The organism is Sphingomonas phyllosphaerae (assembly GCF_036946485.1).
In the GTDB taxonomy this organism is placed as follows: Bacteria; Pseudomonadota; Alphaproteobacteria; order Sphingomonadales; family Sphingomonadaceae; genus Sphingomonas; species Sphingomonas phyllosphaerae_E.
Window position 1 is genome coordinate 58,401 of sequence record NZ_JAQIJA010000003.1, and the last position, 26,962, is coordinate 85,362.

17 protein-coding genes are annotated in these 26,962 nt (G+C 68.6%); 8 read left to right on the forward strand and 9 right to left on the reverse strand.

Going from position 1 to position 26,962, the window contains the following annotated elements; genetic code table 11:
- Window positions 1–119 precede the first annotated feature (119 nt).
- Together PGN16_RS07575 and PGN16_RS07580 are read left to right on the forward strand one after the other, a co-directional pair.
- The gene (locus tag PGN16_RS07575) at window positions 120–659 is read left to right on the forward strand and encodes a hypothetical protein (protein WP_335308810.1); all 540 of its coding nucleotides are present in this window, start codon (window positions 120–122) and stop codon (window positions 657–659) included.
- A 329-nt stretch (window positions 660–988) separates the two neighbouring features.
- Window positions 989–1,963: an IS110 family transposase gene (locus PGN16_RS07580; protein WP_335308811.1), complete on the forward strand. Its 975-nt coding sequence runs from the start codon at window positions 989–991 to the stop codon at window positions 1,961–1,963.
- A 51-nt stretch (window positions 1,964–2,014) separates the two neighbouring features.
- Here PGN16_RS07580 and PGN16_RS07585 read toward each other — a convergent pair whose 3' ends face one another.
- Entirely contained in the window at window positions 2,015–3,805 is a 1,791-nt protein-coding gene (locus tag PGN16_RS07585) for a vWA domain-containing protein (RefSeq protein WP_335308812.1), read from the reverse strand.
- A gap of 179 nt (window positions 3,806–3,984) precedes the next feature.
- Between PGN16_RS07585 and PGN16_RS07590 the strand changes: the two genes are divergently transcribed.
- Together PGN16_RS07590 and PGN16_RS07595 are read left to right on the forward strand one after the other, a co-directional pair.
- Window positions 3,985–4,719 (forward strand): LuxR C-terminal-related transcriptional regulator, encoded by a 735-nt coding sequence (locus PGN16_RS07590; RefSeq protein ID WP_335308813.1) that lies wholly within the window; start codon window positions 3,985–3,987, stop codon window positions 4,717–4,719.
- 69 nt (window positions 4,720–4,788) lie between these two features.
- A complete protein-coding gene (locus PGN16_RS07595) occupies window positions 4,789–5,349 on the forward strand; it encodes a septal ring lytic transglycosylase RlpA family protein (RefSeq protein WP_335308814.1) in 561 nt (186 codons plus the stop codon).
- Window positions 5,350–5,385: 36 nt separating this feature from the next.
- Here the strand turns inward: PGN16_RS07595 and PGN16_RS07600 are convergent, their stop codons facing one another.
- The 8 genes from PGN16_RS07600 to PGN16_RS07635 all read right to left on the reverse strand — a co-directional run bounded on the left by PGN16_RS07600 (window position 5,386) and on the right by PGN16_RS07635 (window position 18,383).
- Window positions 5,386–5,814 (reverse strand): bactofilin family protein, encoded by a 429-nt coding sequence (locus tag PGN16_RS07600; RefSeq protein ID WP_335308815.1) that lies wholly within the window; start codon window positions 5,812–5,814, stop codon window positions 5,386–5,388.
- A 4-nt stretch (window positions 5,815–5,818) separates the two neighbouring features.
- Window positions 5,819–7,033, reverse strand: a complete 1,215-nt coding sequence (locus tag PGN16_RS07605; RefSeq protein ID WP_335308816.1) for a M23 family metallopeptidase — start codon at window positions 7,031–7,033, stop codon at window positions 5,819–5,821.
- A gap of 163 nt (window positions 7,034–7,196) precedes the next feature.
- A complete protein-coding gene (locus PGN16_RS07610) occupies window positions 7,197–10,253 on the reverse strand; it encodes a TonB-dependent receptor domain-containing protein (protein ID WP_335308817.1) in 3,057 nt (1,018 codons plus the stop codon).
- Window positions 10,254–10,565: 312 nt separating this feature from the next.
- Window positions 10,566–12,956, reverse strand: a complete 2,391-nt coding sequence (locus PGN16_RS07615; protein WP_335308818.1) for a M10 family metallopeptidase C-terminal domain-containing protein — start codon at window positions 12,954–12,956, stop codon at window positions 10,566–10,568.
- Between the two features lie 59 nt (window positions 12,957–13,015).
- Window positions 13,016–13,570 carry a hypothetical protein gene (locus PGN16_RS07620; protein WP_335308819.1) on the reverse strand — a complete coding sequence of 185 codons (555 nt, stop codon included), beginning with the start codon at window positions 13,568–13,570 and terminating at the stop codon, window positions 13,016–13,018.
- An 88-nt stretch (window positions 13,571–13,658) separates the two neighbouring features.
- A complete protein-coding gene (locus PGN16_RS07625) occupies window positions 13,659–15,221 on the reverse strand; it encodes a cryptochrome/photolyase family protein (RefSeq protein ID WP_335308820.1) in 1,563 nt (520 codons plus the stop codon).
- A gap of 38 nt (window positions 15,222–15,259) precedes the next feature.
- Entirely contained in the window at window positions 15,260–16,147 is an 888-nt protein-coding gene (locus tag PGN16_RS07630; protein WP_335308821.1) for a CPBP family intramembrane glutamic endopeptidase, read from the reverse strand.
- A 262-nt stretch (window positions 16,148–16,409) separates the two neighbouring features.
- Window positions 16,410–18,383 (reverse strand): energy transducer TonB, encoded by a 1,974-nt coding sequence (locus PGN16_RS07635; protein ID WP_335308822.1) that lies wholly within the window; start codon window positions 18,381–18,383, stop codon window positions 16,410–16,412.
- Window positions 18,384–18,459: 76 nt separating this feature from the next.
- On the opposite strand from PGN16_RS07635, the gene PGN16_RS07640 reads away from it, so the two are divergent.
- The 4 genes from PGN16_RS07640 (at window position 18,460) to PGN16_RS07655 (ending at window position 26,882) form a co-directional block, all read left to right on the forward strand.
- Window positions 18,460–18,855, forward strand: coding sequence for a hypothetical protein (locus PGN16_RS07640; protein WP_335308823.1), 396 nt, complete (start codon window positions 18,460–18,462; stop codon window positions 18,853–18,855).
- A gap of 469 nt (window positions 18,856–19,324) precedes the next feature.
- The gene (locus PGN16_RS07645; protein WP_335308824.1) at window positions 19,325–22,126 is read left to right on the forward strand and encodes a TonB-dependent receptor; all 2,802 of its coding nucleotides are present in this window, start codon (window positions 19,325–19,327) and stop codon (window positions 22,124–22,126) included.
- 451 nt (window positions 22,127–22,577) lie between these two features.
- Window positions 22,578–23,768: a histidine-type phosphatase gene (locus tag PGN16_RS07650; protein ID WP_335308825.1), complete on the forward strand. Its 1,191-nt coding sequence runs from the start codon at window positions 22,578–22,580 to the stop codon at window positions 23,766–23,768.
- Between the two features lie 132 nt (window positions 23,769–23,900).
- Window positions 23,901–26,882: a TonB-dependent receptor domain-containing protein gene (locus tag PGN16_RS07655; protein ID WP_335308826.1), complete on the forward strand. Its 2,982-nt coding sequence runs from the start codon at window positions 23,901–23,903 to the stop codon at window positions 26,880–26,882.
- The last annotated feature ends 80 nt before the right edge of the window (window positions 26,883–26,962 follow it).

Below are 26,962 nucleotides of genomic sequence, written 5' to 3' on the forward strand. Positions count from 1 at the left end.
GCTTGTGTCGACGCTACGAACGGCGGAAATGATGGGCAATCACAACTGGTGTAATATGCAACGAAATTTTGCATCTGTTGCAGTAGAGTTACACTTTCCCAGCCGATCATGAGGAAAAAATGAGCAACACGTTGATCTCTCTGCCTGTTTTTGGCGCAGTGCTGATGACGTGCCTGTCGGGCGCGGCGCTGGCGGATCCGGCTTCGCCCGATCGCAGCGGGGTCGCCGAGGCGGTGATCCGGTGCCGCGCGATCGCCGGCGATACCGAGCGGCTGAAATGTTTCGACGCCGCCGCGGGGGCGCTGAACGGCGCGATCGCCGCGCGGCAGGTGGTGGTGGTCGACCGCGCCAAGGTCGAGGCCGAGCGCCGCGCGCGGTTCGGCGAACGCCGCCGCGCCGCCGATCTGCCGTCGCTGCAGGACGCCGACGGCAACAAGCTCGACACGCTGACCGGCAAGCTGGCGCAGGCCGCGCAGACCAGCGACGGCAATTGGAGCTTCACGCTGGCGGACGGCTCGCGCTGGCTCCAGACCGACGGGCAGGCGTTCGCGGTCGCGCCGCGCGCCGGCGAGACGGTGGTCGTCAAGCGCGCGGCGCTGGGCAGCTACAAGCTGACGGTCGGCCGCCAGCCCGGCGTGCGCGTGCGGCGGCGGGGGTAGATCATGATGACGTGAAGTCGAAGATACCATTCGTCATTGCGAGCGTAGCGAAGCAATTCAGGGCGTCCTGGTCCGACTCTGGATTGCTTCGCTACGCTCGCAATTGTCTGTTGGAGATGACGTAGGGGGGTGGTGTCCTGCATGAGCGGGATGCCCGGCATCAGGTGGCCACCTGATGCCGGGCGCGGGCAACCGGGCCGTCTCGCAATAGGGCTTTTCGCCCGTCGTCATCCCGGTCGGTTGCCCGCTTCCCGTCACGCCTGGTGAGTTGCAGGGGCCGCTCGACGACGCCCGCAGACAATCGCAGGCTATCGCCGAGGATAACCGTCATGACCCGCTCCGCCAACCCCGCCACTGACGCCGCCGCCACCACGCCGACCGGGTTCGTCGGCTGCGACGTCGGCAAGGCCGGCATCGCCGTCTTCGACAGCGTCACCGGCCGCGCCACCACCATCGCCAACACGCCGCTTGCGCTCGACGCCTTTGCCGCCGCGCTGCCGCCCGGGCGCCTGCTGGTCTGCGAGGCGACCGGCGGCTACGAGGCCGCGCTGCTCGCGGCGGCGTCACGCGCCGGCCATGCCATCCACCGTGCCGATGCCCGCCGCGTCAAGGCGTTCATCCGCTCGCTGGGAACGCTGGCCAAGACCGATGCGCTCGATGCCCGTGCGCTCGCGCGCTACGGGCAGGAGCGCCACGAGCGCCTCGACCGCTGGCACCCGCGCCATGAACACCGCCAGGAGCTCGCGACCCTGGTCAACACCCGCAGCGATCTCGTCCGTGCCCGCACCGCGTGCACCAACCGCCTCAAGGCCCCCGGCGCCGGCCCGGTCGCCGCCGAACTGCGCGCGCTGGTCGCCGCGCACGACCAGGCCATCGCCGCGCTCGAGGCCCGGATCGAGGCGCTGCTCGCCGGCTGCGCATCACTCGCCCGCACCGCCAGCGTCCTGCGCACCATCCCCGGCATCGGCGCGACCACCGCCGCGGCGCTCATCGCCCTCCTGCCCGAACTCGGCACGCTCGGACGGCGCCAGATCGCCAGCCTCGCCGGCCTTGCACCCCATCCCCGCCAAAGCGGCACCGTCGATGGCTATCGCCGCACCCGCGGCGGCCGCCCGGAGGTCAGGCGCGTCACCTTCATGGCTGCCCTCTCCGCCGTCCGCTTCGCGCCCGACATCAAGGCCTTCTACCAGCGCCTCCGCGACAGCGGCAAAAAACCCATCGTCGCCCTAACCGCCGCCATGCGAAAACTCATCACCATCGCCAACGCTAAAATCCGCGATGATGCCGCGCAACAACTGAGTTGATGACGGCTTAGTTGACGTCATCACGACCTAAGGCCGCCGCCCTACTCCCCGCTACGCCCCGCCCGCGCGCTGCGCTTCGGCGAGCGTGGTCAGCTTGACGAATTCCTGCCGCCAGTAATCGCGCGGGCTGCCCGCCAGCCGGCGCGCGTCGGCGAAGGTGAAGCGGCCGAGATAGGTGTCGCCGCGCAGCTTCTGCCCATAGGCCGCGACCGCGGCGGCGAAGGCCATGTCGCCGGTCGGTGCGCGCGCCGCGGCGAGCACGCCGGCCGGGATCGCGCGCGTCAGCTCGCTCGACGTCGTGCCGTCGGGTAGCTTGTAGCGCAGCTTGACGAAACACGCCTCGGCGCCGCGCGGCGCGACCGTCGGCGCGCGGTTGGCGGGGTAGCGGCGCGCGGGCGTCCAGCCCGGCGCGCCCGCCGGCACGACCTCGTAGAGCGCGGTCACCTGATGCCCCGCGCCCATGTCGCCGGCATCGACCGCGTCGTTGGTGAAATCCTCCTCGCGCAGCGCGCGGTTCTCATAGCCGATCAATCGATACTGGCTGATGCGCGCCGGATCAAATTCGACCTGCACCTTCACGTCCTTGGCGATCGTGACCAGGGTCGCGGCCATTTCGTCGCCCAGTACCTTCTGCGCCTCCATCGCGCTGTCGATATAGGCGTAATTGCCGTTCCCGACGTCGGCGATCCGCTCCATCATCGCGTCGTTGTAATTGCCTTCGCCGAAGCCGAGCGTGGTGAGCGTGATGCCGTCGTCGCGGTTGCGCTTGACCAGTTCTTCCAGCGCCTTGGTGCTGCTGACCCCGACGTTGAAGTCGCCGTCGGTGGCGAGGATGATGCGGTTGACCGCGCCCTTGCGGAAATTGGCGCGCGCGGTGGCATAGGCGAGTTCGATCCCCTGCCCGCCCGCGGTCGACCCGCCCGCGTCGAGGCAGGCCAGCGCGGCGTCGACATATTTCTTCTGCGCGGTCGGCTCGAGCACGATCCCGGCGCTGCCGGCGTAGGCGACGATCGCGACGCGGTCGTCGGGGCGCAGCCGCTCGGCAAGCCCGCGCAGCGCGGTCTTGACCAGCGGCAGCTTGTCGGGCCGGCCCATCGACCCCGAGGTATCGACGAGGAAGACGAGATTGACCGGCGGGCGCGTCGCCGCCGCCACGTCATAGCCGCGCAGCCCGATGCGGATCAGCCGCGTCGCCGGGTTCCACGGCGTGACCGCGACATCGGTGGCGATGCTGAACGGCTGCGCGGCGTTGGCGGGGCGCGGATAATCGTAGCGGAAATAGTTGAGCAGCTCCTCGGTGCGCACCGCCTCGGGCGGAACCGGCTGCCCCTTGGTCAGGAAGCGGCGGACATTGGCGTAGGAGCCGGTGTCGACGTCGACCGCGAAGGTCGAGACCGGGGTGGTCGCGGTATCGGTGATCGTGGCGACCGGGCGGCCGTCGTAGCGCTCGCTATTCTCGGGCGCGCCGTAAGGAGCGGTGATCCCGGCGGTGCGCGGCGAGACGCGCGGCGCGGGCGGGGCCGGCGGCGCGACGGTCGGCGACGCGATGAAGGACGGCGCCGGGCTCGGCAGGCTCTGCACCGACACCGGCGGAGGGGGCGGCGGTGGTGGTGGTGACGGAGGGGGCGGTGGTGACGGAGGGGGCGGTGGTGGCGGCGGTGCACCGGGGGCCGGCATCGCGACCCCCGATGTCCGCGAATAGAAAAGTTCGGGAGGCGCCGCCTTGCAGCGCACCGGCGAGCCTTCGTCGACGGCGACGCGCGGCGCGACGCCGGGCGGCGGGGGTGCGTTCGACAACAAGGCCGGTGCGATCAACAGCGCGGTGACACGACGGGCGAACATGGCGACCTCCCTTTTTTGCGACGACGTCGTTGCGTCGCCGTACCGGCGCAGCTTAGCCGCGCTTCGTGACGGTTCGCCATCCCCCCGGAGCGGAGATGTGCGCCGTGCCGTCGCGCATTGCCGCGGTGCCGCAGGGTGACGTATCGGTCGCCTGCCCTTCCCCAGCGGTTGAGATCATCGTGCCCGACGCCCCCTTCGGCCTCAGCGACAAGGAACGCGCGGTGTTGCGGCTGCTGACGCGCGGGCATGACGTGAAGAGCGCCGCAACCGCGCTGGGCCTGTCGGTGCATACCGTCAATGAGCGGCTGCGCGAGGCGCGGAGCAAGACCGGGGCGAGCAGCAGCCGCGGCGCGGCGCGGTTGCTCGCCGAATGCGAGGACCCCGCAAAATCTGTCCCCACGCAAATCGGGGTTCGCGCCGGGCCGCGCGCCAGCGATCCGTCACCCCCGCCGCAGGTCGCGGCGACGGTCGGCTCCCGCTTTCCGAGCCGGTGGGAATTCTATGCCATGACGATCCTTCTTGCCGCGATCATGATCGCAGTCGGCCTCCACGGCAGCGCGAGGGACGCCGCGCCGGCCGCGCCGCGCGTCGTCTCGACCTATCCCGCTCCAGGAGCGACGGTTCCGCCCGGGCCATTGCGGCTGCGCGTAACGTTCGACCGGCCGATGCGCGTGCAGAGCTATTCGTTCGTGCGCAGGAGCGCCGAGACCTATCCCGATTGCGGCGCGAACCAGCCGGTGCAATCCGCCGACGGACGCAGCTTCACGATGATGTGCCGGGTACAGGCAGGCGGGCATTATGAAGTGTGGTTCAACGATCCACCCTATTTGAACTTTGCGGATCGAAGCGGGGTCGTAGCGGTGCCGTTCGGGTTGCGGTTCGCCACCAAGGCAGCCGGGCCGGCAGGGTCCTAGCCGCGCTTCGACGCACCGCGCGCGTTCGCGGCATTGCCCGCGCGCACCTCGCCCTGTAGCGCACGCGGGATGCACGCGCTTCCCCGCCCCGCCTGGCTGATCGGCGCGCTGGTGCTGCTGCTCGGCGGGTGCGGCGGCCGCTACCGCTCGGTCAGCGATACGCCGGTGACGATCGGGCGGCCCTATGTGGTGCGCGGGGTCAGCTATGTCCCGGCCGCCGCGCCCGATTACGACATGCTGGGGCGCGCGAGCTGGTATGGCGGCGAGAGCGGCAATCGCACCGCGCGCGGCGAGAAGTTCCGCCCCGGCTGGATCACCGCCGCGCATGCGACGCTGCCGCTGCCGAGCTATGTCGAGGTGACGTCGCTCGACACCGGGCGCGTGATCGTGGTGCGCGTCAACGATCGCGGACCGTTCGCGCGCGGGCGGATCATCGACCTGTCGAAGGGCGCGGCGCAGGCGCTGGGGCTGCGCGACGCCGGGCACGGCGCGGTGCGGGTGCGCGTGGTCGAGCCGCCCGAGCGCGACCGCGAGCGGCTGCGCCACGGCAAGCCCGCCGCCCCGCGCCCGGACGCCGACCCGCAGGCGCTGGCCTTCTGGCGGTCGCAGCTGGCGGCAGCGGGGATGTGAGGCATGACGGGCGCGGCGTTACACCCGCCGCACCCGTCAGCGATCGGCCTTTTCGTTTGCGTCACTCGCCTCGATCAGCAGCGGCGCTTCCGCCGACGGCTCCGCTGTGGTCGGCGCGACCGGGATCCCCGCGGCGAGCAGCTCGGCACCGCCCTTGGCAAACGTGCCTTCGACCCGTGCGCCCTGTTCGACCGTCAGCGTCTCGTAATGCACGTCGCCGACGATCTGCGCGCTGCGCTGGATGACGAGGCGGTCGACGATGATGCTGCCGCGCACCGTGCCCGCGATCTGCGCCGATTGCGCGATGATCGTGCCGATCATCTCGCTGGCGCTGCCCTGCACCAGCCCGGCGCAGTTGATGTCGCCCCGGACGCAGCCGTCGATGTGAAGATCGGCCGAGGCGGAGATGTCGCCGGTGATGACGACGTCGGCACCGATCATCGAAAAGGTCGCATTCCTGCTCATCGCTTCAGTCGTGGCCTTCGCTTGGGTCGGTGGTGCCGGGGACCGTGGCGACGCCGACGACTTTCGATGGAACATGGCTGCGCGCCTCCAGGAAGGGACGGGGATTGGTGGGGCGGCCGTTGATCCGCACCTCGAAATGCAGATGCGGGCCGGTCGAACGCCCGGTGGAGCCGATCGCGCCGATGACCTGCCCCGCGGCAACGTGCTGACCGACATGGCTGTGGAATGCGGACATGTGCGCGTAGCGGGTGACGAGCCCGGGGCCATGCGTCACCTCGACGCAATTGCCGTAGCCGGCGCGCTGTCCCACGAAACTGACCAGGCCGCGCGCCGCCGCATAGATCGCGGCGCCGGGCGGACCGCGGAAATCGAGGCCGGGATGGAAGGACCCGTGATGAGTGAACGGGTCGACGCGATAGCCAAACCCGCTCGAGATCGAATCCGCGCTGGCGGGCAGCACCTGCGGCATCCGGGAGAGGGCGCGATCCAGCGCGCTCATCCGTGACAGACTGGCGCCGAACCGGGCGAAGCGCGGGTCGATCGCGCCATCGGCCTCGGTGGACAACGCCAGCAGCGGGCCGCCCATCGCCTCACTGCCCGTCTCGCCGAGCATCATGCCCGGATCGACGCCCAGCCGACGCATGATCGCCAGATCCCGCGCGACACGACGGTCGGCATAGCGGGTCAGGTCTTCGACGAACGCCAGCTGGCGTGCTTCCATGCGCGCCAGATTGCCCGCCTCGGGCACGGCGGCGCTGACCTTGTCGATCGTTCGCGCCGCTTCGCCGCTGCTGTTGGTGACGGTTTCACCGTCCCTGCGATCGTCGGGCAGCACGCTTGCGCCTGCGTGACCTTTTCGATGAAATCCTGCCGCCGTTTCCAGGTCGGCGGTGACATCGTCGAGATTGCGGCGATAGGCGGCGACGCGGCTCTCCGCCTTTTCGACCCGCGCCTGCCGATGGAGCAGCGCGGTCGCGTCGCCGGCGTCATGCCAACGGATCAGCGCGAAGGTGGTGATCGACCCGACATAGGCCAGCGCCAGCACCAGCGCGCCGGTCGCAGCACGCTTCTGCGTCCGCGCCGAGAGGCGGAGGAAGCGGACCTGCCCCTGCGCGCGCATGATGAACTCGCGGTCGGGAAACCATTGGTCGAGCCGCGCGCGCACGCGCTGCCGCGCGACGCGCAGCCGGGCTAGCGGCGATCTCGGCTTGCTCGACACGATGACGCTTCCGTTGTTCCTGGGCGATCGCTGTTCACGGCCGACGTGGATCGTGATGATGACAGGCGTGAGGCACGGTCGGCCGCCGCAAACCCCGAATGTGGCGGAGCGGTGAAGGCGCCACCCGGTCGCGACGACGACCGGGTAGGCCTCCGTTCCGACCTCAGAAGCGCGCGGTCGCGCCGACGACGATCTGCCGCCCGAGCAGGTCGTAGCGGAACAAGGTATTGCTCCGCAGCAGCCCGAGCGTGCTGCGCGAGTCCGGCAGTAGCGGGGGATCACGGTCGAACAGGTTGTTCACCGCCAGACGCAGCGTGAAGCGCTTGGCGACGTCGAAGCTGGTCGACAGGTCGATGTAGTCATAGGCCGGCACGCCGGTGTAGAAGCTGCGCACCTCCTGCGCGTTGCGCGGGATGCCGGTGTCGGCGGGCGCATTGTAGCCGATCGTCATCGCCGAAGTGTGGCGCCAGTTGACCGAGACGTTGCTGGTCTTGTCGAGCGTGGTCCAGGTCGCGCGCAGCCCGTGCGCCCAGCGCGGCATGCTCTCGCCGCACCCGCCGCCATAATAGCCGACGCAATTGCGCGCGGTGGCATCGGGCGAGCCCTGGCTGCCGACGCGCGTGGTCAGCGATCCGTTGAACGACGTGTCGAGCGTGCCGACCGCGCCGAGCCCGAGCGTATATTGCGCCTGGAAATCCCAGCCATGCGCTTGCGACTTGTAGGTGTTGGTGGTGCCGCGCGCGTACCAGCCGCTGGTGGGATTGCCGGTCGCGGCGCTGTCGAGCCGTCCCGTACCCGGGGTGCGCACGACGCCGCGGCAATAATATTGCAGCCCGGTGGTCAGACAGTTGTTGAGGAAGTCAGCGACCTGGAAGAAGTCGATCGAGTCGTTCAGGTTGATGATGAACCGGTCGACCGATGCCGTCAGTCCCTTCAGCACGCGCGGGCGGAAGATGACGCCGAACGTCTTGGTATAGGCGGTCTCCGGCCGCAGGTTGAATCCGCCGTTGCGCACCGTACAGCTGTTGTCGAGGCAGTTGAGCGTCGCGCTGCCATACAGATTGTCGGGCAGCCCGGTGCGGCGACATTGCTCCAGCGTCGCCTTGGGCGCGAGGCGGACGTTTGGGTCCGACGAATTGGGGTCGGGGGTCGAGGCGCACGGATCGTTGGGCCCGCTGCGCGTGTAATAGATGCTGCTCGCCTGATCGGCCTCGATCACGGTCGGCGCACGCTGCGCCTTGTTGAACGACGCGCGGAAACCGATGTCCGCGATCGGCCCCCACACGCCCTCGACCTTCCAGGTATCGAAGGTGCCGTTCAGGCGATTGTATTTCGAGACGCGGTAGCCGGCATTGACCTGCAGCTGGTCGGTGTAGGGCTTGTTCTCGATCAGCGGGACCTGCACCTCGATATTGGATTCGAGCACGTTCTGCGTGAAGCGCTGGTCGCTGCCACCGTTGGTTTCGCGGAATTGCTTGTCAGCACCGCTCTTGAAGAGCTCGGTCCGGAACTCGCTCGCGATCGCGACCGCGACGCCCTGTTCGGCGAGCGGCGAGGTGAGGCCATATTTGCCAAGGTCGCCATTCAGCACCGCCAGCGCCTGCCACATCTGCCCGGAACTGTTCTCGCTGCCGTCGACGCTGGTGAACAGATAGTCGTTGAGCGCGCGGTCGTTGTTATACGGCAGGAAGGCGTTGAACGGGACGCAGGCGCGGTCCACCCCACTGACCACCGACGCGCAGGTCGGCTTGCCGTTCACGTTGACGACGTTGAGCGAGCGATTGACGCGGTCGAAGGCGGGCTGCGCCGGATAGGTCCGCTTGAACCTGGTCAGCGAATAGACGCCGGCGATGTCATAGCTCCACGCGTCGTCGAGCACCCGGCCGCGCAACCCGCCCGCGACCCGCGCGCCGCGGTTCTCGAACCCAGTCTTGACCAGCGGCGCGCCATCGAAGCGGTAGCGAAGCTCGAGCGGCACCAGCCCGGCGGTCGCCGAGCCGCACAGGGTGGTGCGCTGCGACGCCGACAGGAACGGATTGTCGCAATTCACCTGATACGGGTCGCTGCCATAAGCGCTGTACGAAAAGACGCGATTGGGCACCGTGTTCACCGAACGATCGCGATAGAACATCGCGGTCGAATAAAGTTCGATCTGGTCGGAAAGACGCGCGTTGACGAACGCACCGGTGTTGATGCGATTGAATTCGCGCTGGAAGGCGAGTTCGTCGAACGGGTTGGTCGCAGTGCCCCGGCCGGAGTTCCACGGCAGGAACGTGCCCGAGCCGTCCGGATTGTTGACGAGCGTCCGGCCGCGCCCGATCCCGCCGGGGATGATCGTGCCGACTTGCGTATAGGTGCTGCGCGTGCAGTTGAGCGCCCCGGTCGCGAGCGTCTGCGACACCTCGCACGCCGACAGCGAGCGGTCGCCGAGGCTCACCTGATCCGAATGGCGGTAATTGGCATAGCCGGAGATGCTGAGCGCGCCGTCGAGGAAGGTCTTGCCCGCCGACAGCGTGACGTTCGCGCGCCCGCCGTCGTTCGCCCAACCGCGCGCCGACGGGAAGAAGGCGCGATCGGCCGCCGCGGTGACGGCGTTGGGGTCGTTGTGATGATTGTAGAAGCTGTAGTTGCCCGACAGCGTGATGCCGTCGAAATTCTTCTTCAGCACGAAGTTGACGACGCCCGCGACCGCATCCGAGCCATAGACCGACGACGCGCCCCCCGACAGCACGTCGATCCGCTCGACCAGTTCGTTGGGGATCAGGCTGACGTCCATGCCGTTCTGGATGCCGAGCCGCAGCCCGTCGACCAGCGTCAGCGTGCGTTCGAACCCGAGGCTGCGCAGCTTGATGCGCTGTTTGCCGGTGTCGGTATCGCCGTAATTCTGCTCGGCATTGGCCTGCACCTGCGGCAGCCGGTTGAGCACTTCCTCGATGGTGGTCGCGCCCTGCGCGGCGATCTCGGCCGACGTGGTCGTGGTGATCGGCGCGGCGGAGCGGTTGTTCGGGCGCGTGATGCGCGTGCCCGTGACGATCACCTCGTTGGCGACCGGCTTGTCGGCATTCTTGTCCGTCGCCACATCCGCCGCCAGCTTGGCGGAGGCGACCGGGTCGCCGATCTGCGTGTCCGGCGCAGCGCTTGCCTGCGCCATGGCAACGCCCGGCATCGCGACCAATGCCGCCAGACAACATCCGCTGGCCAGCAACCCCTTGATTAACATCACAAAGAACTCCCCTCTTGTTCGCCAAACATCGGGGAAGGTCAGCGCCGCGCCATTGTTGGCCATTTCTTCTGCGATCAGCCGATCCCCCCGGCATCAGCATCAAGAGGCTGGCACCCGCCAGATATTTTAACAATACCAATTTATTTTATTCGCAAAACCACTTGGAATGACTTGAGATTATGCTTCGCTGTGCACCGCCGGGGGTGGAAGGGCGTGGTTTTCGCAAAGAAAAGCGGCGCGGGAGGCATCGCTCCCGCGCCGCATGATTCGGATCGTCGCCCACGGGCGTCGCCGCCCGCGCGGTCGTCGTCACCCGAAGATGATGTCGCTCACCACGATCTTGAGGTTGGTCTGGATCGAGAAGTCGGCGATGCCGTCGCCGTTCACGTCGCCTTCCAGATAGTTCAGACCGTCGATCCGCACCGTGTGCAGCTCGCCCGCGGTCTTGGTGAACGCACCGTCGCCCAGCCAGGTGAACGGATCGACCACGCCGCCGGTCTTGGCGTCGAGCTGGCTGAGGTCGATCTTGTCGACGCCGCGCGTGAAGTCGCGGATCGTGTCCTTCACGCCGAGGCTGACGAAGCGGAACACGTCCGCACCGGAACCGCCGACATACAGGTTGTTGCCGGTCCCGCCGATCAGCACGTCGTCGCCGTCGCCGCCCAGCAGCGTGTCGTTGCCCGCACCGCCGAACAGCACGTCGTCGTCGGTCACGCCTTCGAGGATGTCGTCGCCGTCGCCGCCGTACAGCGTGTCGCTGCCGCGCCCGCCGATCAGCCGGTCGGCGCCGGTCCCGCCGTCGAGCAAGTCGTTGCCGTCATGCCCGTAGATGAGGTCGTCGCCCGCGCCGCCGAAGATCGTGTCGTCGCCGCCCCAGCCGTACAGGACGTCGTTGCCGGCATTGCCGGTCAGCGTGTCGGCATTGTTCGAGCCGTAGAGCATGTCGTCGCCGCTGCCGCCCTCGAGCGCCTCGATGCTGACGAACTTGTCGCCCTTGGCATCGCCGACGCTGCCCGAATTCGACATCAGCGACGCGGTGACCCCGGTGGTCGAGGTGCGATAGCTGGCGGTGTCGAACCCGCCGTTGCCGATCAGTGTGTCGGCCCCCGCACCGCCGATCAGCGTGTTGGCGCCATTGTCGCCGGTCAGCGTGTCGTTGCCGCGGCCGCCCTCGATCCCCTCGAAATTGAGGTAGATGTCGCCCTTGGCATCGCCCGCGGTGCCGCGCCCGGTGAGCAGCGAGACCGCGACCGCCGCGGTGGAATCGCGGTAGCTGACGATATCGGTGCCCGCGCCGCCGTTGAGGCGGTTGACGACGCCGTTGCCGATGATCGTGTCGTTGCCGCTGCCGCCGACCGCATTCTCGATGATCGCACCATAAGCGATGCCGACATTGTCGGTCAGCGCCAGGTTGCGCTGCCCGGCGAGCAGCTGCGCATAGAGCGCGTCGTAGCTGGCGCGCGCGATCGGTTCATAGCCGAGCGCGGCGCGGTTGGCGTTGACCTGCTCGAACGACAGCCGCTCGCGCACTTCCTCGATCGTCACGCCGCCGATGCTGCTCAGCGAGCCGGCGTTGAGGTTGATGATCTGGTTGGTGCGATAGCCCGAGGCATCGAGCGTGTCGTTGCCGCCGGCATCCCAGATCGTCATGATCGGCGCCTTGTTGACCGTGAAGTCGAACACCGACTTGCCGGCGGTCGAATTGAAGCCATAGACGGTGTCGCCGGTGCGCGTGGTGGTGTCGACGCCGTACATCTTCTGCACCGCGAGGATGTCGTGGATCATCGGCGTGCCACCATAAGCATAGGCCATGGTGTTCCAGTCGATGTCGCCCGCGCCGATCGCGTTCGGGTTCCAGTAGGACATGATCGTGTAGTTGCGCGCGTCCTGATAATATTCCGCGCCATTGGCGTAATTGACCGCGAAGCCGGGGCCGAAATTGTAATTGCCCGGGTGCGACAGGCCGATCGCATGGCCGATCTCGTGGGTCAGGGTGTTGAGGCCGTAGCCGCCGGGGGTCAGCTGGAAATTGCTCGGCTGGCTGGCCGACACCCAGACGTCGCCGACGATCCGCTCGGCATCGCCGTTGACGACGGGATCGTCGGAAACGGTGCCGAACGGCAGCCGCGCATAGGCCTGCGTGTTCGGCGCGCTGGCCAGATTGCCGAAGTTGATATCGGCCTGATAGGCGTTGACCTCGCGGAACGAGATGTCGACGACATCGTCCCAGAAGCTGATCGCGAGCCGCGCGGCGTCGCGCTGCGCGGCGTTGAAGGCGGCGAAGTTGAAATATTCGTCGAGATATTCGACGTTGCCTTCATAGCGATACGAATAGCCGCTCGCCGCGAGCTGCTCCTGCGAGAAGTGGAAGCCGAACGTCACCTCGCGCAGGTTGCTGTCGCCCTGCCGCGCCGGGTCCGGCCCGCCGATCCAGCTCGCGCCCGAGCGGTTGAGATAATCGGCGATCTGGTCGGCCGACCAGATCGGCTTGCCGTTCGCGGCAGTGGTGCCGGCGAGATAATCGACCGAGCCCTGCTCGGCGCTCAGCTTGAGCCCCGCCAGCGGATCGACGAAGCCGGCATCCTTCTGCACGCCGCCGGTGCACGCCGGGCAGGTGCAGGCCACGTCCTTGAGCACGCTGTTCTGATGCTCGCCATGCTGGATCAATTGCTCGATCTCGGCGGTATTTCCGATGGCCATAACCCCATTCCCCTCTTTTTACGCTCAACGGTGATGATCGGATGATGTCGCGCCCCGCGCTACGATCGCGGCGGCGCGCCGGGCAGCGTCCGCCCGCGGCGGACCGCGCCGGCCTGCCACGGCAGGGTATCGGCGAGCAGCCCGGCGACCGCGCGGTCGAGCGCGGCGGCGTCGCCGGCCGCGACGATGCGCGGCGCGGCGGCGAAGAACTGGCCGGCGCCGGTGCTGTTGCGGAACGGGCGGAGCGTCAGCGCGATCGCATCCGCGCCGTTCACCGGCGCGACGGTCGCCTGCACCAGCAGGGTCACGCGCCCGGCCGCGAGCGCCGCACCGCCCAGCGGGGTGGCGGCGACGGGCACCGGCGCGCCCCTGGCCGCCTGCCGGGTGAAGGCCGCGCACAGCCGGTCGTGGAGCGCGCCGGTATCGACTCCGCGCGGCGTATGGACGAGGCAGGTGACGCCGAGCGCGGTCATGTCCTGCCAGATCGCCGCCGGGGTGGCGGGCGCGGGCGCGGGTGGCGGCACGGCGGTCGCCCCGGCGCCGGCGTCGACCGCGAGCAGCGCCAGCGACGACGCCGCTGCGATTCCTGCCCCCGACCGATACCCTGTCGCCACTCCCGTCTCCTCCGAGGAAGTTTCGTCGGAGACTGTCTTGTCAGCGGGGTAGCGTCAATGGGGTTTTAACCAATGTCTCACGGATATTTCACGTCGCTGAAATATGCGCCCAGCCCTCCTCCGCCGGCACCAGCGTGTCGAGGAACGCCGCGGCGCTTGCGCGATAGTCCGCGCGCTTCTCGTCCGAGAACCGCCGCCACGTCCCGTACATGTTCCGCATCCGCGCATTGCCCGCGAAGCGCTTTTCGTGGCGCGCGAGAAAGTCCCAGTAGAGCGCGTTGAACGGGCACGCGTCCGCGCCGGTCTTCTTCTTCACGTCATAGCGGCAGCGCCCGCAATAATCGGACATCCGGTCGATATACGCCCCGCTCGACACATACGGCTTGGAGGCGATCGCGCCGCCGTCGGCAAACTGGCTCATCCCGATGACGTTGGGCATCTCGACCCATTCATAGGCGTCGAAATAGACGACCAGATACCAGTCCGACACCGCCTGCGGATCGATGCCCGCCAAAAGCGCGAAATTGCCGAGCACCATCAGCCGCTGGATATGATGCGCATAGGCCTCGCGCTTCGTCTGCCCGATGCTTTCGGCGAGGCAGCGCATATCGGTGTCGCCGGTCCAGTAGAAATCGGGGAGCGGGCGGTGCGCCTCCAGCGCGTTGCGCGTCGCGAGCCGCGGCATGTCCCACCAATACATGCCGCGCATATATTCGCGCCAGCCGATGATCTGTCGCACGAACCCCTCGACCGCGTTGAGCGGCGCATCGCCGCGCGCATAGGCCGCGACCGCCGCCTCGCACACCTCGATGGGGCCGAGCAGCCCGAGGTTGATGCTCGAGGACAGGCTGCTGTGGAACAGATAATCCTGTCCCGCGATCATCGCGTCCTGATAGCGGCCGAAATCGGGGAGCGCGGCGGCGATGAAATGCTCGAGCGCAACCAGCGCCTGCGCGCGCGTCACCGGCAGCCCGAACGGGTCGAGGTCGCCGAAATGATCCGCGAAACGCTTGCCGACCAGCGCCAGCACGTCCTGCGTGATCGCATCGGGCGCGAAGCGTTCGGGGGCGGGATAGTTCACCCCGCGCGGCGGCGTGTCGCGATTGTCGTGGTCGTAGTTCCACTTGCCGCCCTCGGGCTGGCCGTCGGCGGTCATCAGCAGCCCGGTGCGGCGGCGCAGGTCGCGGTAGAAATATTCCATCCGTTGCTCGCGCCGCCCCTGCGCCCAGGCGTAGAAATCGGGGAGCGGACAGACGAAGCGGTCGTCCTCGCGGATCTCGACCGGCAATCCGGTCTGCGCCGCCCACTCGTCCTGCGCCTGCCGGACGCGATATTCGCCGCCCGCGACGGTACGGATCGCGGTCGCCTTGTGGCGCGTCGCGGCGCGCGCGACCTCGCCGGTGAAGCTGTGCGTATTGCCCGGCGCGTCGAGCGGCACGTAATCGACCATCCAGCCGTCGGCGCGCAATTCGGCGGCGAAATGGCGCATCGCGGCGAAGATCAGCGCGATCTTCTTCTTGTGGTGGCGGACATAGGTCGCCTCGTCCCACACCTCCATCATCAGCACCACCGATCCGCCACGGTCAGCGTCGCGCAAACTGGCGAGCGTGTGCGTCAACTGGTCGCCCAGCACCGGAATCAACATGGTCATGGGTCGCGAACGCACCAACCCATGTTTGGGGCGCGCGGTCAGCGGCGATCCGCGGCGGTCCTCGGCACGCCGCCCCACCAGCACAGCAGCACCAGCGCGACGATCGTGGTGGCGTTGAGCCCGATGCCGAACTCGGTCGCCCAGCGCGCGCTGCGCGGGGTGACGAGCGTCAGCCGGTCGAACAGCAATTCGGTCCACGCATTGTGGCTGGCGTGGAGCAGCACCGCCGGCCACAGCGAGCCCGACCGCAACGACAGCCACGCCGCGATCGCGCCCATCGCGATCGTCCCGATGCCGAAACAGGCGAGCGTGAACGGCAGCGGCGCGCCGGCGCTGTATCCGGCGAAGACGATGCTGGGGATGTGCCATGCGAACCACACGACGCCGCTGACGAACGCGACGCCTGCGAACGACATCCGGTCCGCCAGCGCGGGGACGAGCACCCCACGCCAGCCGATCTCCTCGCCCAGCGCGCTCGCCGCGGCCTGCGCGACTCCGATCGTCGCGACCAGCAGCGCCGCCGCGAGCGTCGCGGCGCCGGGCCCGAGCCCGAGCGCGGCACGCGCGCTGGCATCGAAGGCGGCGAAGCGCGCGGGCGCGAGCCCGGTCGCCCACAGGATCGGATAGGCCGCCAGCATATAGGCGAGCGGGATCGCATAGCCGAGCCACGCATAGCGCCACGCTGGCCACCGCCACGGCAATGCCGCGACCGGCCGTCCGAACAACCGGCAGGTGGCGAGCGCGGCGAGCCCCGGCGTCCACATGAACGCCGGGCCGATCAGCGCGGCGAACGGACCGTGCTGCGCGGCGGACGCGAAGACCGCGAACGGCGCGCCGAACAGCACGGTGAGAACGAGGAAGCACGCGATCGCAGCGACGGGCCAGTCGGCGGTCGTGTCGTCATCGCGGTCCGCTGCGGGCGTCATGCCGGTCTTATGCCGGAGAAATCAGCGATATGGGTATGTTATCTCTGGCCGACACACCGACCGACCACTCCCCTCCCTTTCAAGGGAGGGGCTGGGGGTGGGTGGCGTGCTCATGGTGCGGTTTCCCGGCGCGCGTTCGGCAACCGTATTGTCCGGACGCAATCCACCCCCGACCGAGTGACAGGTAAACGATGCGCCGCGTCGTTTAGGACATGCCGGGGGCATGACCGACCTGTCACTCTTGAAAGGGAGGCGAGAAGGATCACGACGTCGGTGGTGTGCTCCCCGGCAACAGGAAGCGCACCGATTGCTGCTCGCCCGAACAGGCCAGTGCGCCTTCGGGGCGGAAGCTGCTGGTGAAGCGCATCCCCTTCGCGACGCCGTTGGCCGCCTCGTCGAAGATGAACGGCGGATAGGCGATCACGACGCGCGGCGCGATCGTGCGGCCGTCGGGCGCGATGTCGAAGGCGGTGCGCACCCAGCCCTCGAACCCCAGCCGCTGCGCCTCCATCGGGAAGTCGTTCGGCCCGGTTCCGATGCTGCGCATCGCCGGGGTGACCCCGATCATCGCGCATTGCTCGGCGGTCAGCCCGGTGCGATCGAACACCGTGCGCGCGGCGGCCAGATCGCCGTTCGCGGCAAGCACATTGGCCTCCGCGAGCAGCCCGGCGATCCGCAACGGATGGCGCGCGGGCAAGGCGTCATCGGCGTTTACCTGCCGCAGCAGCACCGCGGCATCCTCGGGCGGCCCCTTGCGCCAGCGCGGCTGCGCGATCAGCAGCCGCAGCGTCGCGGCGACCAGCGGGTCCTTCGCGAAATCGGGCTGCGCCAGCAAGGTGCGCAGCCGCGTCCGTTCCCGGTCGATCCCTTCGGAGGCGGACTCACCCGACTGGATCGCGAAGAAGCCGCGGACCGGCACGGGCGCGCCGAGCGCATCGACCGCGTCGCGCGCCGTGCCGACCAGCGCCGGCTTCTCCTTGTCGTCGGCGACCGGATTGTCGACCAGCGCGAGCGCCGCCTGCGCCTGTTTCGCGCGATCGCCGCGCGCGGTCGCCGCGGCCAGCGCGGCGCGTTGCAGCGGCAGCGCCGAGGCCGCGGACAGCTCCGCCCAGGCCGGGGTCCCTGCCCCCTTCTCCGCGAGCCACGCCGTCGCGATCTCGCCCAGCGGCGCGGTCAGCGCCGGCGCGCGGTCGGCGGTGACGCAGCGCAGCTCGACGCGGGTGGTGTAGCGGAACAGCGCCGGGATCTTGCGCGCATTCTCGGGCCGCCACGACCAGTCGGCGACCGCGCGCGCGAAGGCGATCGCCTTGTCGCGCGCGCCGGTGGCGTAGATCGGCATGACGCCCGAGACGTGCCCGTCTTCCTCCAGCGTGAATTCGACGATCGCCTCGTCCTCCGGCGTCAGCCCGCCGTCGCCGCACGACGGCGGCGCCATCGATGCCGAGGTCGTGAACGGCGTGTTCTGGACGCGCCCCGCGCCGGTATAGGCGAGGTACATGCGCGCATTGTCGCGATCCTTGTTCTTGAGCGCGGCGATCGCGAGGTCGGAGCGCGTCGCGATGTCGGACGCGCCGACGCGGCTGGTCAGCCCGCCCTGCTTGGCGAGGCTGTCCTTGAGGATCGCATAGGCTTCCTTGGTGCGCCCGTCGTTGAGCAGCACGCGCGCGCGGATCGTCTGCACCGCGGCGAGGTCCTTCCTGCCCAGCTCCGAGGCATTGGCCAGCCGCAGCGCCTCGTCGGCCGCGGCCAGCGCGCGCCCGTCGTGATCGAACATCGTCACCTGCGCCAGCCGCAGCAGCGCGGGGATGCGCGCGCCGTCCTTGAGCTGCGCGGCGGCATCGGCATAGGCGCTTGCCGCGGCGGCATAGTCGAAGTCGCGTTGCGCGCGGCGGCCGAGCGCCAGCTGCGCATCATAGACGTCGCCCGCGAAGCTTTCGCCCTTGTCGAGGAGCAGCGGCAGCCCGCGCGCGATCGCCGCCTTCCCCTCCGCGGCGCGCGGCCCGTCGAGCAGGCAGCGCCCCTTGCGAACGTCGACCGTCGCGGCGAGCAGCGCGTTGCGCTTCACCGCACCGCCCGCCTCGAGCTGGTCGAAATAGCGCACTGCCTCGGCGCAGCGCCCGTCGGAGGCGGCGGCGCTGCCCGCGTCGAACAGCGCCTGCGCACCCTGCGGCGCCGCGGCTGCGGCCGGCGCGGCGGCTTGACCGGCGATCGCCAGCGCGAGCAATGATATCGACATGAACCCTCCCGTTGCTCCGGCGAACACATCACGGCGGCCGCGCGCTGTCGAGAGGGGATATGGTCTGCTGCGGCTGATGGCGTTGACGCTGGTGCTGGGGGCGGCCGCGCCGGCCCCGGAGGCGCCGCGCTATCCCGCCGATACCGTGCTGCTGCTGGTCGCGCCGTGGTGCGCGCCGTGCCATGCCGAGCTGGCGCGGCTCGACACGATCGCCGCGGCGGCGCGTTCGCGCGCGGTGCGGGTGTTCATGGTCGAGGATGGCGCCCGCGCCGCGGCGATGTGGCGGCGCGTGCCCGAGGCCTATCGCTGGACGCCGCCCGACGGCGAGGTGCGCCGCTACCGCACCGATGCGCTGGCGCGGGCGGCGGGGCTGCCGTTCGCGATCGCGACCGATGCGCGCGGGCACGTGTGCGCGACGCGCGACGGGGGGATGGATGCGGTGCGCGTGGTGGCGCTGGTGGGAGCGTGCTGAGCTAGACTCCCCTCTCTCTCGAGGGAGGAGTCGGGGGTGGGTCGCGTCCGGGAGTACGGTTGCCCGATGCGCTGCTGCCAACCGTATCACCCGGACGCCACCCACCCCCAGCCCCTCCCTTGAAAGGGAGGGGAGTAGCATTGTTCCGCTTTTGTTCTTTCCTACATGCCCCTAACCTGCTGAGGTAACGGCAGGAAAGGAGGTCGAGTCATGATGATCGACACGCCCGTGCTGCTGGCGGTGGCCGCGATCCTCACCGCGTTGGCGAACGTGATCTGGTCGCTGCGGCGCAAGCCCTGAACGCCTCGTCGTTGCCGGATCGGTCTCGGGAACCGGCTGGCAGCGGCGACATGCGGAACGATGGCGTCATAAAAGTTATAGATTGGTGTCATCGAATCGTCGCGGATCGGCCCTAACGCGACGCCGACGCGGCGCTTGCCGCCTATAAACACATCATATCGGGGGTTCCATGTTCTCGCATCTTCCGCTGCCGGCCGTCCGGCAGCGTCGGCGTCGTTCGTCCTGCATCCGTCAGCTGCTGACCTGTTCGGCGCTCGCGCTCAGCCTGCCCGCCGTCGCGCAGGAGCGTGCGCCCGACGCCGCCGATACCGCGGGGCAGACGACCAGCGAGGTGCTGACCGGCGATATCGTCGTCAACGGCCGCCGCGATCGCAGCGCGCTCGCCGAGGAGCGGCAGGCCGCGGGCGTGGTCGACATCATCACCACCGGCGATGTCGCGATCAACTCGCAGACCAACGTCACCGATCTCGCGCGGCGGCTGCCCGGCGTGTCGGTGGCGCGCGACCAGGGCCGCAACCAGAGCGCGACCGGCGAGGCGCAGTTCGCGACGATCCGCGGCTTCGACACCGGGTTCAACGCCTACACGCTGGACGGCGTGCGGCTGCCGCAGACCGCGGGCAGCGGGCGCGCGATCTCGCTCAACCTGTTCTCGCCGTTCGCGATCGGCGGGCTGGTGGTCGACAAGACCCCGGGCGCGGCGCGTGACGCCGATGCGATCGCCGGCATCATCGACCTGCGCACCCCGACCGCGTTCGACTTCAGCACCAATTTCACGCGCGGCCGCGTGCTGGCGCAGGGTGCCGGCCTCGCGCTCGACCGCAGCCAGGAGGCATGGGGCGGCGCGATGGGGATCGACGCCGCGCGGCGCTTCGGCGACGCGCAGCAGTTCGGCTTCTACCTCGCGGGCTATTACGAGGAACGCGCCAATGCCGCGGAATCGACCGCGGTGCAGAACGACTACAAGACCACGAAGGTCAACGTCGGCACCGCGCGCGCCAATGCGGATGCGCTGTCGGCGGACGGCGTGCAGTGGAACTTCTACAACAACAAGATCAAGCGCTACGGCGCGAGCGGTGCGCTCGACATGCGCACCGACGCGCTCGACCTGTATGCGCGCGTCAATTACGCGACCTACCTCAACACCAACACGATGAACCAGACCGGCTTGCGCAACGAGCTGAACAACGGTCAGACCAACCCCAATCCGTCGCAGGCGCACAACGGCGGCACGACCACCGCCTATAGCGCGGCGGGCGTCTACAATCCGGTCGGCGTCAATCCGGCGAGCTATTTCCGCACCGAGGACGTCGAGCAGGAATTGTTCTCCGCACAACTCGGCGCGAAGGCGCATTGGAACGGCTTCACCGCCGCGCTGGAAGGCGCATACGCCGATGGTCGCTTCGACCAGCCGAGCCGCATCGAGGCGGCGTTCCGCGGCATCTCCTACGGCAACGCCACGCAGAGCGGCACCGCGACCGAAGCGTGGCGCGTCGACCTGTCGAATCCGATCTCGCCGCGACCGGTGCTGTCGACGGGCGCGCAGGCCTATGTCGCGTCGCTCGACCGCCCGACGCAGCTCTACGTCCAGCAGGGCTACGACTATCTGAGTGAGAAGAAGAAGACGCTGCGCGCCAGCATCGGGCATGACGGCGAGGGCGTGCTGCGCCGCGTCGAAGTGGGCGGGCTGTACGAGGATGCCGACCGCACCGGCCGCTCGCTGGCGCCCGACGCGACGCGCTACCGGTTCAAGACCCCGCTCCAGAGCGGCAGCGTTACGGGTCCGACGATCAACGAATATCTCGGCTACGTCCTCAAGGACTTCCTCGATTACTACCCGGTCCGCCCCATCAAGGTGCTGTCGCGCGCGCAGCTCGACAGCCAGGCGCGGTTGCTGGTGCCGTCGATCGCGGTGTCGCAGGCGACGATCAACCAGGGGCTGTTGCAGGGCGAGGAGCAGCGCAAGGCGCTCTATGCCACCGCGACGCTCGCCGCCGGCAATTTCGAGCTGGTCCCGGGCGTCCGCTACGAGGCAAACCACTTCTCCGCGCGCTATTACCTGTCCGACGCGGACGGCGCGCGCTTCGTCAACGCCGGTCGCCGCTACGACCATGTCGATCCCAGCGTGCTGGCGGCGTGGCGTCCGAACGAGCGCTTCGTGGTGCGCGGCGCGGTGCGCTCCAGCTATGCGCGCCCGGCGTTCGACCAGCTCGCCGGCCCGACGCGCATCACCCGCGACATCGACCCGAAGACCGGCCAGTCGGTCATCACCGCGATCAGCCAGCCGAACCCGAACCTGAAGCCGGTGCAGGCGTGGAGCTACGATCTGGGCGTCGAATATTACGGCGGCACCGGGCGCTATGCGCAGGTCGCGGTCTATCACAAGGACCTGTCGAACATCCTCGTCCCCACCGCGGTGCGCAGCACCGGCCAGACGATCGACGGCATCCAGTACACGCGCCCCAACGACGGCGGCACCGGCAAGGCGACCGGCATCGAGGCGTCGGGGCGCTTCACGATCGGCGACCTCGTCGCCTCGCCGCTGCTCAGCGGGGTCGGCATCGGCGGGAACGTCACGTGGCAGACGACCGAGGCGACCTATCGGATCGCCGCCAGCGACCTCCGCACCTCGCGGCTGCCGCAGGCGCCGAACCTGATCTACAACGCCGAATTGTTCTACGCCGCCGGGCCGATGCGCGCGAACCTGTGGTACAATTACACCGGCCGCGTGCTCGCGACCGTGCAGGACACGCAGCCCGACATCTGGGTCCAGCCGCTCAAGGAGCTGAACTTCGGCCTGGCGTTCGCGGCGACCGATCATCTCGAGATCGGCGTGTCGGCGCGCAACCTGCTCGACAATGCCAGCTATTGGACGACGGTCGGCCGGTCGGAGAAGTATATCTCGAACGACCGCAACGGCGGTTACCTCAAGACCGGCCGCGTCTTCCAGATCAGCCTGACGATGACGCGGTAAGCGCATCCGCCACCCCAACCACCCCCAACCGTCGCCCCGGACGTGATCCGGGACCCCGCTTCTTCTGCAACGGTCGGCAAGAAGCGGGGCCCCGGCTCGAGGCCGGGGCGACGGTGAGGGCCACGCCATACCACCTCACCCTGCCACCCCGGCGAAGACGAGACCTCTTCGAAACTCCATCCGTCATGCCGCAGTCCGGGGTGACGAATGATCGATGGCGATCTTCAGACTTTCGCAGAGGTCTCGAACAAGTCGGGGGCAACGGTAAAGGTCGCCCCAAATTACCCCACCCTGCCACCCCGGCGGACGCCGGGGCCCAGTTGGGCGAACCGTTGCGATGACCGATGCACGTTCCCCGACTGGACCCCGGCGTTCGCCGGGGTGGCAAGGTGGTGGCGTGTCGTGACGATCGCGACCAGACCCGCAGGCCGACGATGACAAGGATGACGCCGTGAAAGCCTTCCGCCCCCTCCTCGCCCTCACCCTCGCGCTCACCCCCGCCCTCGCGCACGCCGCGCCGACGGTCGAGCGCGTGGTGATGGTGATGCGCCACGGCGTGCGCGCGCCGATCGACGGCGAGGTCCCCGCCGGCACGCTCACCGCCGCGCCATGGCCGGCATGGCCGGTCGCGGCGGAACAGATCACCCCGCACGGCGCGCAGGCGCTGGCGCTCCGTGGCCGCGCCGACCGCGCCTGGCTCGCGGCGCGCGGCGTGCTGCCCGCGACCGGCTGTCCGGCCGCCGGCAGTGTCAGGGTGTGGACCAACACCAGCCAGCGGACGATCGACAGCGGCGAGCAGTTCGTCGCCGGCTTCGCGCCCGGCTGCGGCATCGCGATCGGCCACCGCGCGGCGGGCGAGGTCGACCCGCTGTTCGAAGCGCTGCGCGCCCACACCACCGACTTCCGCGCCGCCGACGCGATCGCCTCGATCGAGAACTTCACCGGCGGGATGGACCGGCTGGTGGCGAAACACGCCGCTGAGCTACGCCTGCTCGACCGCGTGCTGGCGTGCGCGCAGCCGACGTGCAGCCCCGGCGCGCCGCCTGCGCTGCGCCCGACCGCGGACGGACGCGGCGTCGAGCTGGACGGCTCGATCCGTCGCACCTCCGGGATCGCGCAGGTGCTGCTGCTCGAGGCCGCCGAGGGGATGCCGCACCCCGGCTGGGGCCGCGCCACCCCGACGGTGCTGGCACGCATCGGCCGGCTCCACACCGCGCTGTTCGACGTCTTCACCCGCGCGCCGTACATGGCCGCGCATCAGGCCGGGCCGCTCGGCCGCCGCGTGCTCGCCGCGCTGACCGCACCGGACGGCCCCGCGCTCGACCTGCTGGTCGGCCACGACACCAACGTCACCGCGCTCGCGGCGGCGCTGGGGGTCGACCTCGTCTCGCCGGGCTATGCGAAGAACGACACCGCGCCGATGGGCGCGCTGGTGATGGAACTGCTACGCGACGCGGCCGGCGCGCGCTTCGTCCGCCTGTCGTACCGGACGCAGACCCCTGCGGAGCTGGGCCGTTTGGGGAGCCGCGTCACCACGACAGCGATGACGGTGCCGGGCTGCGCGCGGCGGTGCCCGGTCGAGCGGTTCGCGGCGCTGCTCGGTGCACGGCTGGCGTCCGCGATAAAACCGGCAGGGCACTGATCTAAAACAGATAATACCGTATAATATATTTGTAATCAAGAAGATGATGTGCTTCAAAGTCCCTAGAAAACAATGGTTTGGGGATTTGAGGTGGGGGAATCTCGTACTGCGCGGCGTCTGCTCGGGGCTTCGTTGATCGCACTGGCATGGCCGGGTGTCGCGTTCGCACAGGTCGCCGCCGATACATCGACACCGGAGGACGACACGCCCGCGATCACCGGGGTGGCCGCCTCCAGCGATCGCATCGACGCGAAGCAGGACAAGGTCGATCCGGCGGACGTCATCGTCACGGGCACGCGGATCATCCGCCCCAATATGACGAGCAACGCGCCGATCGCGACGATCGACTCGACCTATCTCAAGGAGCGCGGGCTCGCGCGCGTCGAGGATGCGCTCGCGCAATTGCCGCAGGTCACCCCGATGCTGGGGTTGCAGGGGCAGAGCTGGACGTCGGGCGCGGCGCCGGTCGGCCTGCGCAACCTGGGCGCGGGCCGGACGCTGACGTTGCTCAACGGCCAGCGGATGGACAATGACGTCAACATCATCCCCGGCGCGCTGATCGACCGGATCGACATCATGACCGGCGGCGCCTCGGCGGTCTATGGCTCCGACGCGATCGCGGGCGTCGTCAACTTCATCCTCAAGCGCAAGTTCGACGGCATCGCGTTTGACGGCGAGGTCAGCGGCTTCAGCCACAACAACGACAGCCAGCTGCTGCGCGAAACCGCGCAAAAGGCCGGCTACAGCTATCCGCGCGGGCCATGGCTGGGCGGCGGCAATTATTTCGCCTCGCTGGCGGCGGGCAAGAACCTGCTCGGCGGCGCGCTCAACATCAGCGCGTTCGCGACCTACAAACTGGCGCTGCCGATCCAGTATCGCGAGATCGACACCGTCAATTGCCCGCTGCTGATGTTCGACCCGAACAACCGCGATGCCGGCAACACCAGCTATGCGTGCGACGGCACCACCTACAATCCGTACAATTACTTCAGCATCAACGGGCAGGACCGCACCAACGCGCTCGACGGCTCGCGCGCCTTCCGCCCCTACGACACCGCCGACGAGGTCCGCATCCAGCGCGTCGATTCGATCCAGCGGCGCAGCGAGACCTACAATGCCGGCGGCTTCCTGACCGCCGAACTGCCGCTCGGGCTGCGGCTCAACGGCAGCTTCCTCTACAGCCGCATCAACGAACGCGGCGCGAACTCGGTCGACGGCGGGCTATGGACGCCGAACGCGCCGGTCAATTGCGACAATCCGTTCCTGAGCGCGGCGCAGGCGCAGGAGATCTGCGGCGCCGCGGCGGGCACCACCGCGCTGAGCAATCCGATCGCGCTGTCGCTGTTCCGCCCGGGAATGATCCAGAACTTCCGCAACAGCACCACCGACTGGCGCGGCGCGCTCAACCTGTCGGGGCGGATCGTCGACAGCATCCGTTTCGAGCTGAGCTACCAGCAGACCCGCAACATCATGGAGGGGTCGTCCGACCATCTGTGGTTCGCGGATCAGGCCGACCGGCTGGCGAAGGGGTTGCAGGTCCGCAACGTGAACGGCGTGCCGACCTGCCTGTCGACGATCGACGGCACCGACCCCGCCTGCCAGCCGATCGACGCCTTTTCGTCGAACAGCACGATCAGCGACGCGGTCTATAATTATGTGACCGGCGACGGCAGCCGCCGCCAGCAGAACGATCTGCAAGTCTTCAACGGCGTCATTTCCGGCACGCTGGAAAAGTATGGGCTCAAGAGCCCGTTCGCGACCAGCGGCATCGGCTTCGCGGTCACCGGCGAATATCGCAAATACCGCAACCAGTCGCAGGGGTTCGGCGCGTGGTCGACCTTCACCACCTTCGACGGGCGCACCAGCGTCAAGGAGCTGGGCGGCGAGATCGACATCCCGCTGATCGAGGACAAGCCGTTCTTCAAGGAACTCAGCATCAACGGCGGCTATCGGATCTCCGATTACGACGTCTACGAGAAGCTGATCCGCAGCTGGAAGGCGGAGGCGAGCTGGGCGCCGGTCGACGGGTTGCGCTTCCGTGGCAGCTACAACCGCGCGGTACGCGTCGGGGTGCAGCAGCGGCTCGAAGGCGAGAACCGTTATCCCAACACGCCGATGCTCGATCTGTGCGCCCCGCCGCGCGCCTCAAGCGACGGCAAGGGTGCGACGCGCTACACGTTCGACCAATGCTCGGTCGCGATGACGCGTGCGCAATATGACGCGCTCAGCAGCTATACCGGTTGCGATTCACAGGGTTATTGCCCGACGACATTGGTCAACGGCGGCAATTCGGCGCTGCAACCCGAACGTTCGCGCAGCAAGACGCTCGGCGTGGTGCTGCAACCGCGCGGCATCCCCGGCTTCACCGCCTCGGCCGACTGGTACGACATCAACATCCAGGGCGCGTTCGAATGGACGCGGATCGGAATGGCGTTCAACCAATGCTATGACAACAAGGTCGAATTCTTCTGCCAGTTCTACCAGCGCGATCCGCAGACCGGTCAGCTGCTGGTCGCCGACGCGCGCTACAACAACTCGGGCTATACCGCGACGCGCGGAATCGACTTCAGCACCAGCTACGCGCTCGATCCCAAGCGGCTTGGCCTCGCCGACAACATCGGCACGTTCGGGCTGAACTTCAACGGCACGCTGACCACCAAGTTCGAGAAGCAATTCGCGCCCGGCAACCCGTCGTGGTCGTGCCTCGGCTATTTCGGCTTCGCCTGTCAGGACCCGATGCCGCGCTGGCGGCATGTCGGGGGCGTCAACTGGCAGCTGCCGTGGATCAAGGGCGGGATCGGCTTCACCTGGCGCTTCATCGGCGGCACGGAGAATTCGAAGCTGTCGAGCAGCACGGTGCTGAAGGCCGCGCCGGGCCAGACCTACCCGCTCGCCAACCGCATCCCGGCCTACAGCTACTTCGACTTCAACACCAACGTCACGCTGGTGAAGGGGATCGACGTGCGGTTCAACGTCCAGAACCTGTTCGACAAGGACCCGCCACTGATCGGCCAGGACCTGAACTACGGGATCGGTTACGGCTTCAACACCTACCCGACCTATTATCAGGTCCGCGGCCGGACGGTGCGGGTCGGCCTGTCGGCGCGCTTCTAGGCGGGAGCGGCATCCCTTCCCTTCGTTCGTCGCCCCGGACTTGATCCGGGGCCCCGCTTCGTCCGCGACAGCAGTAGAAG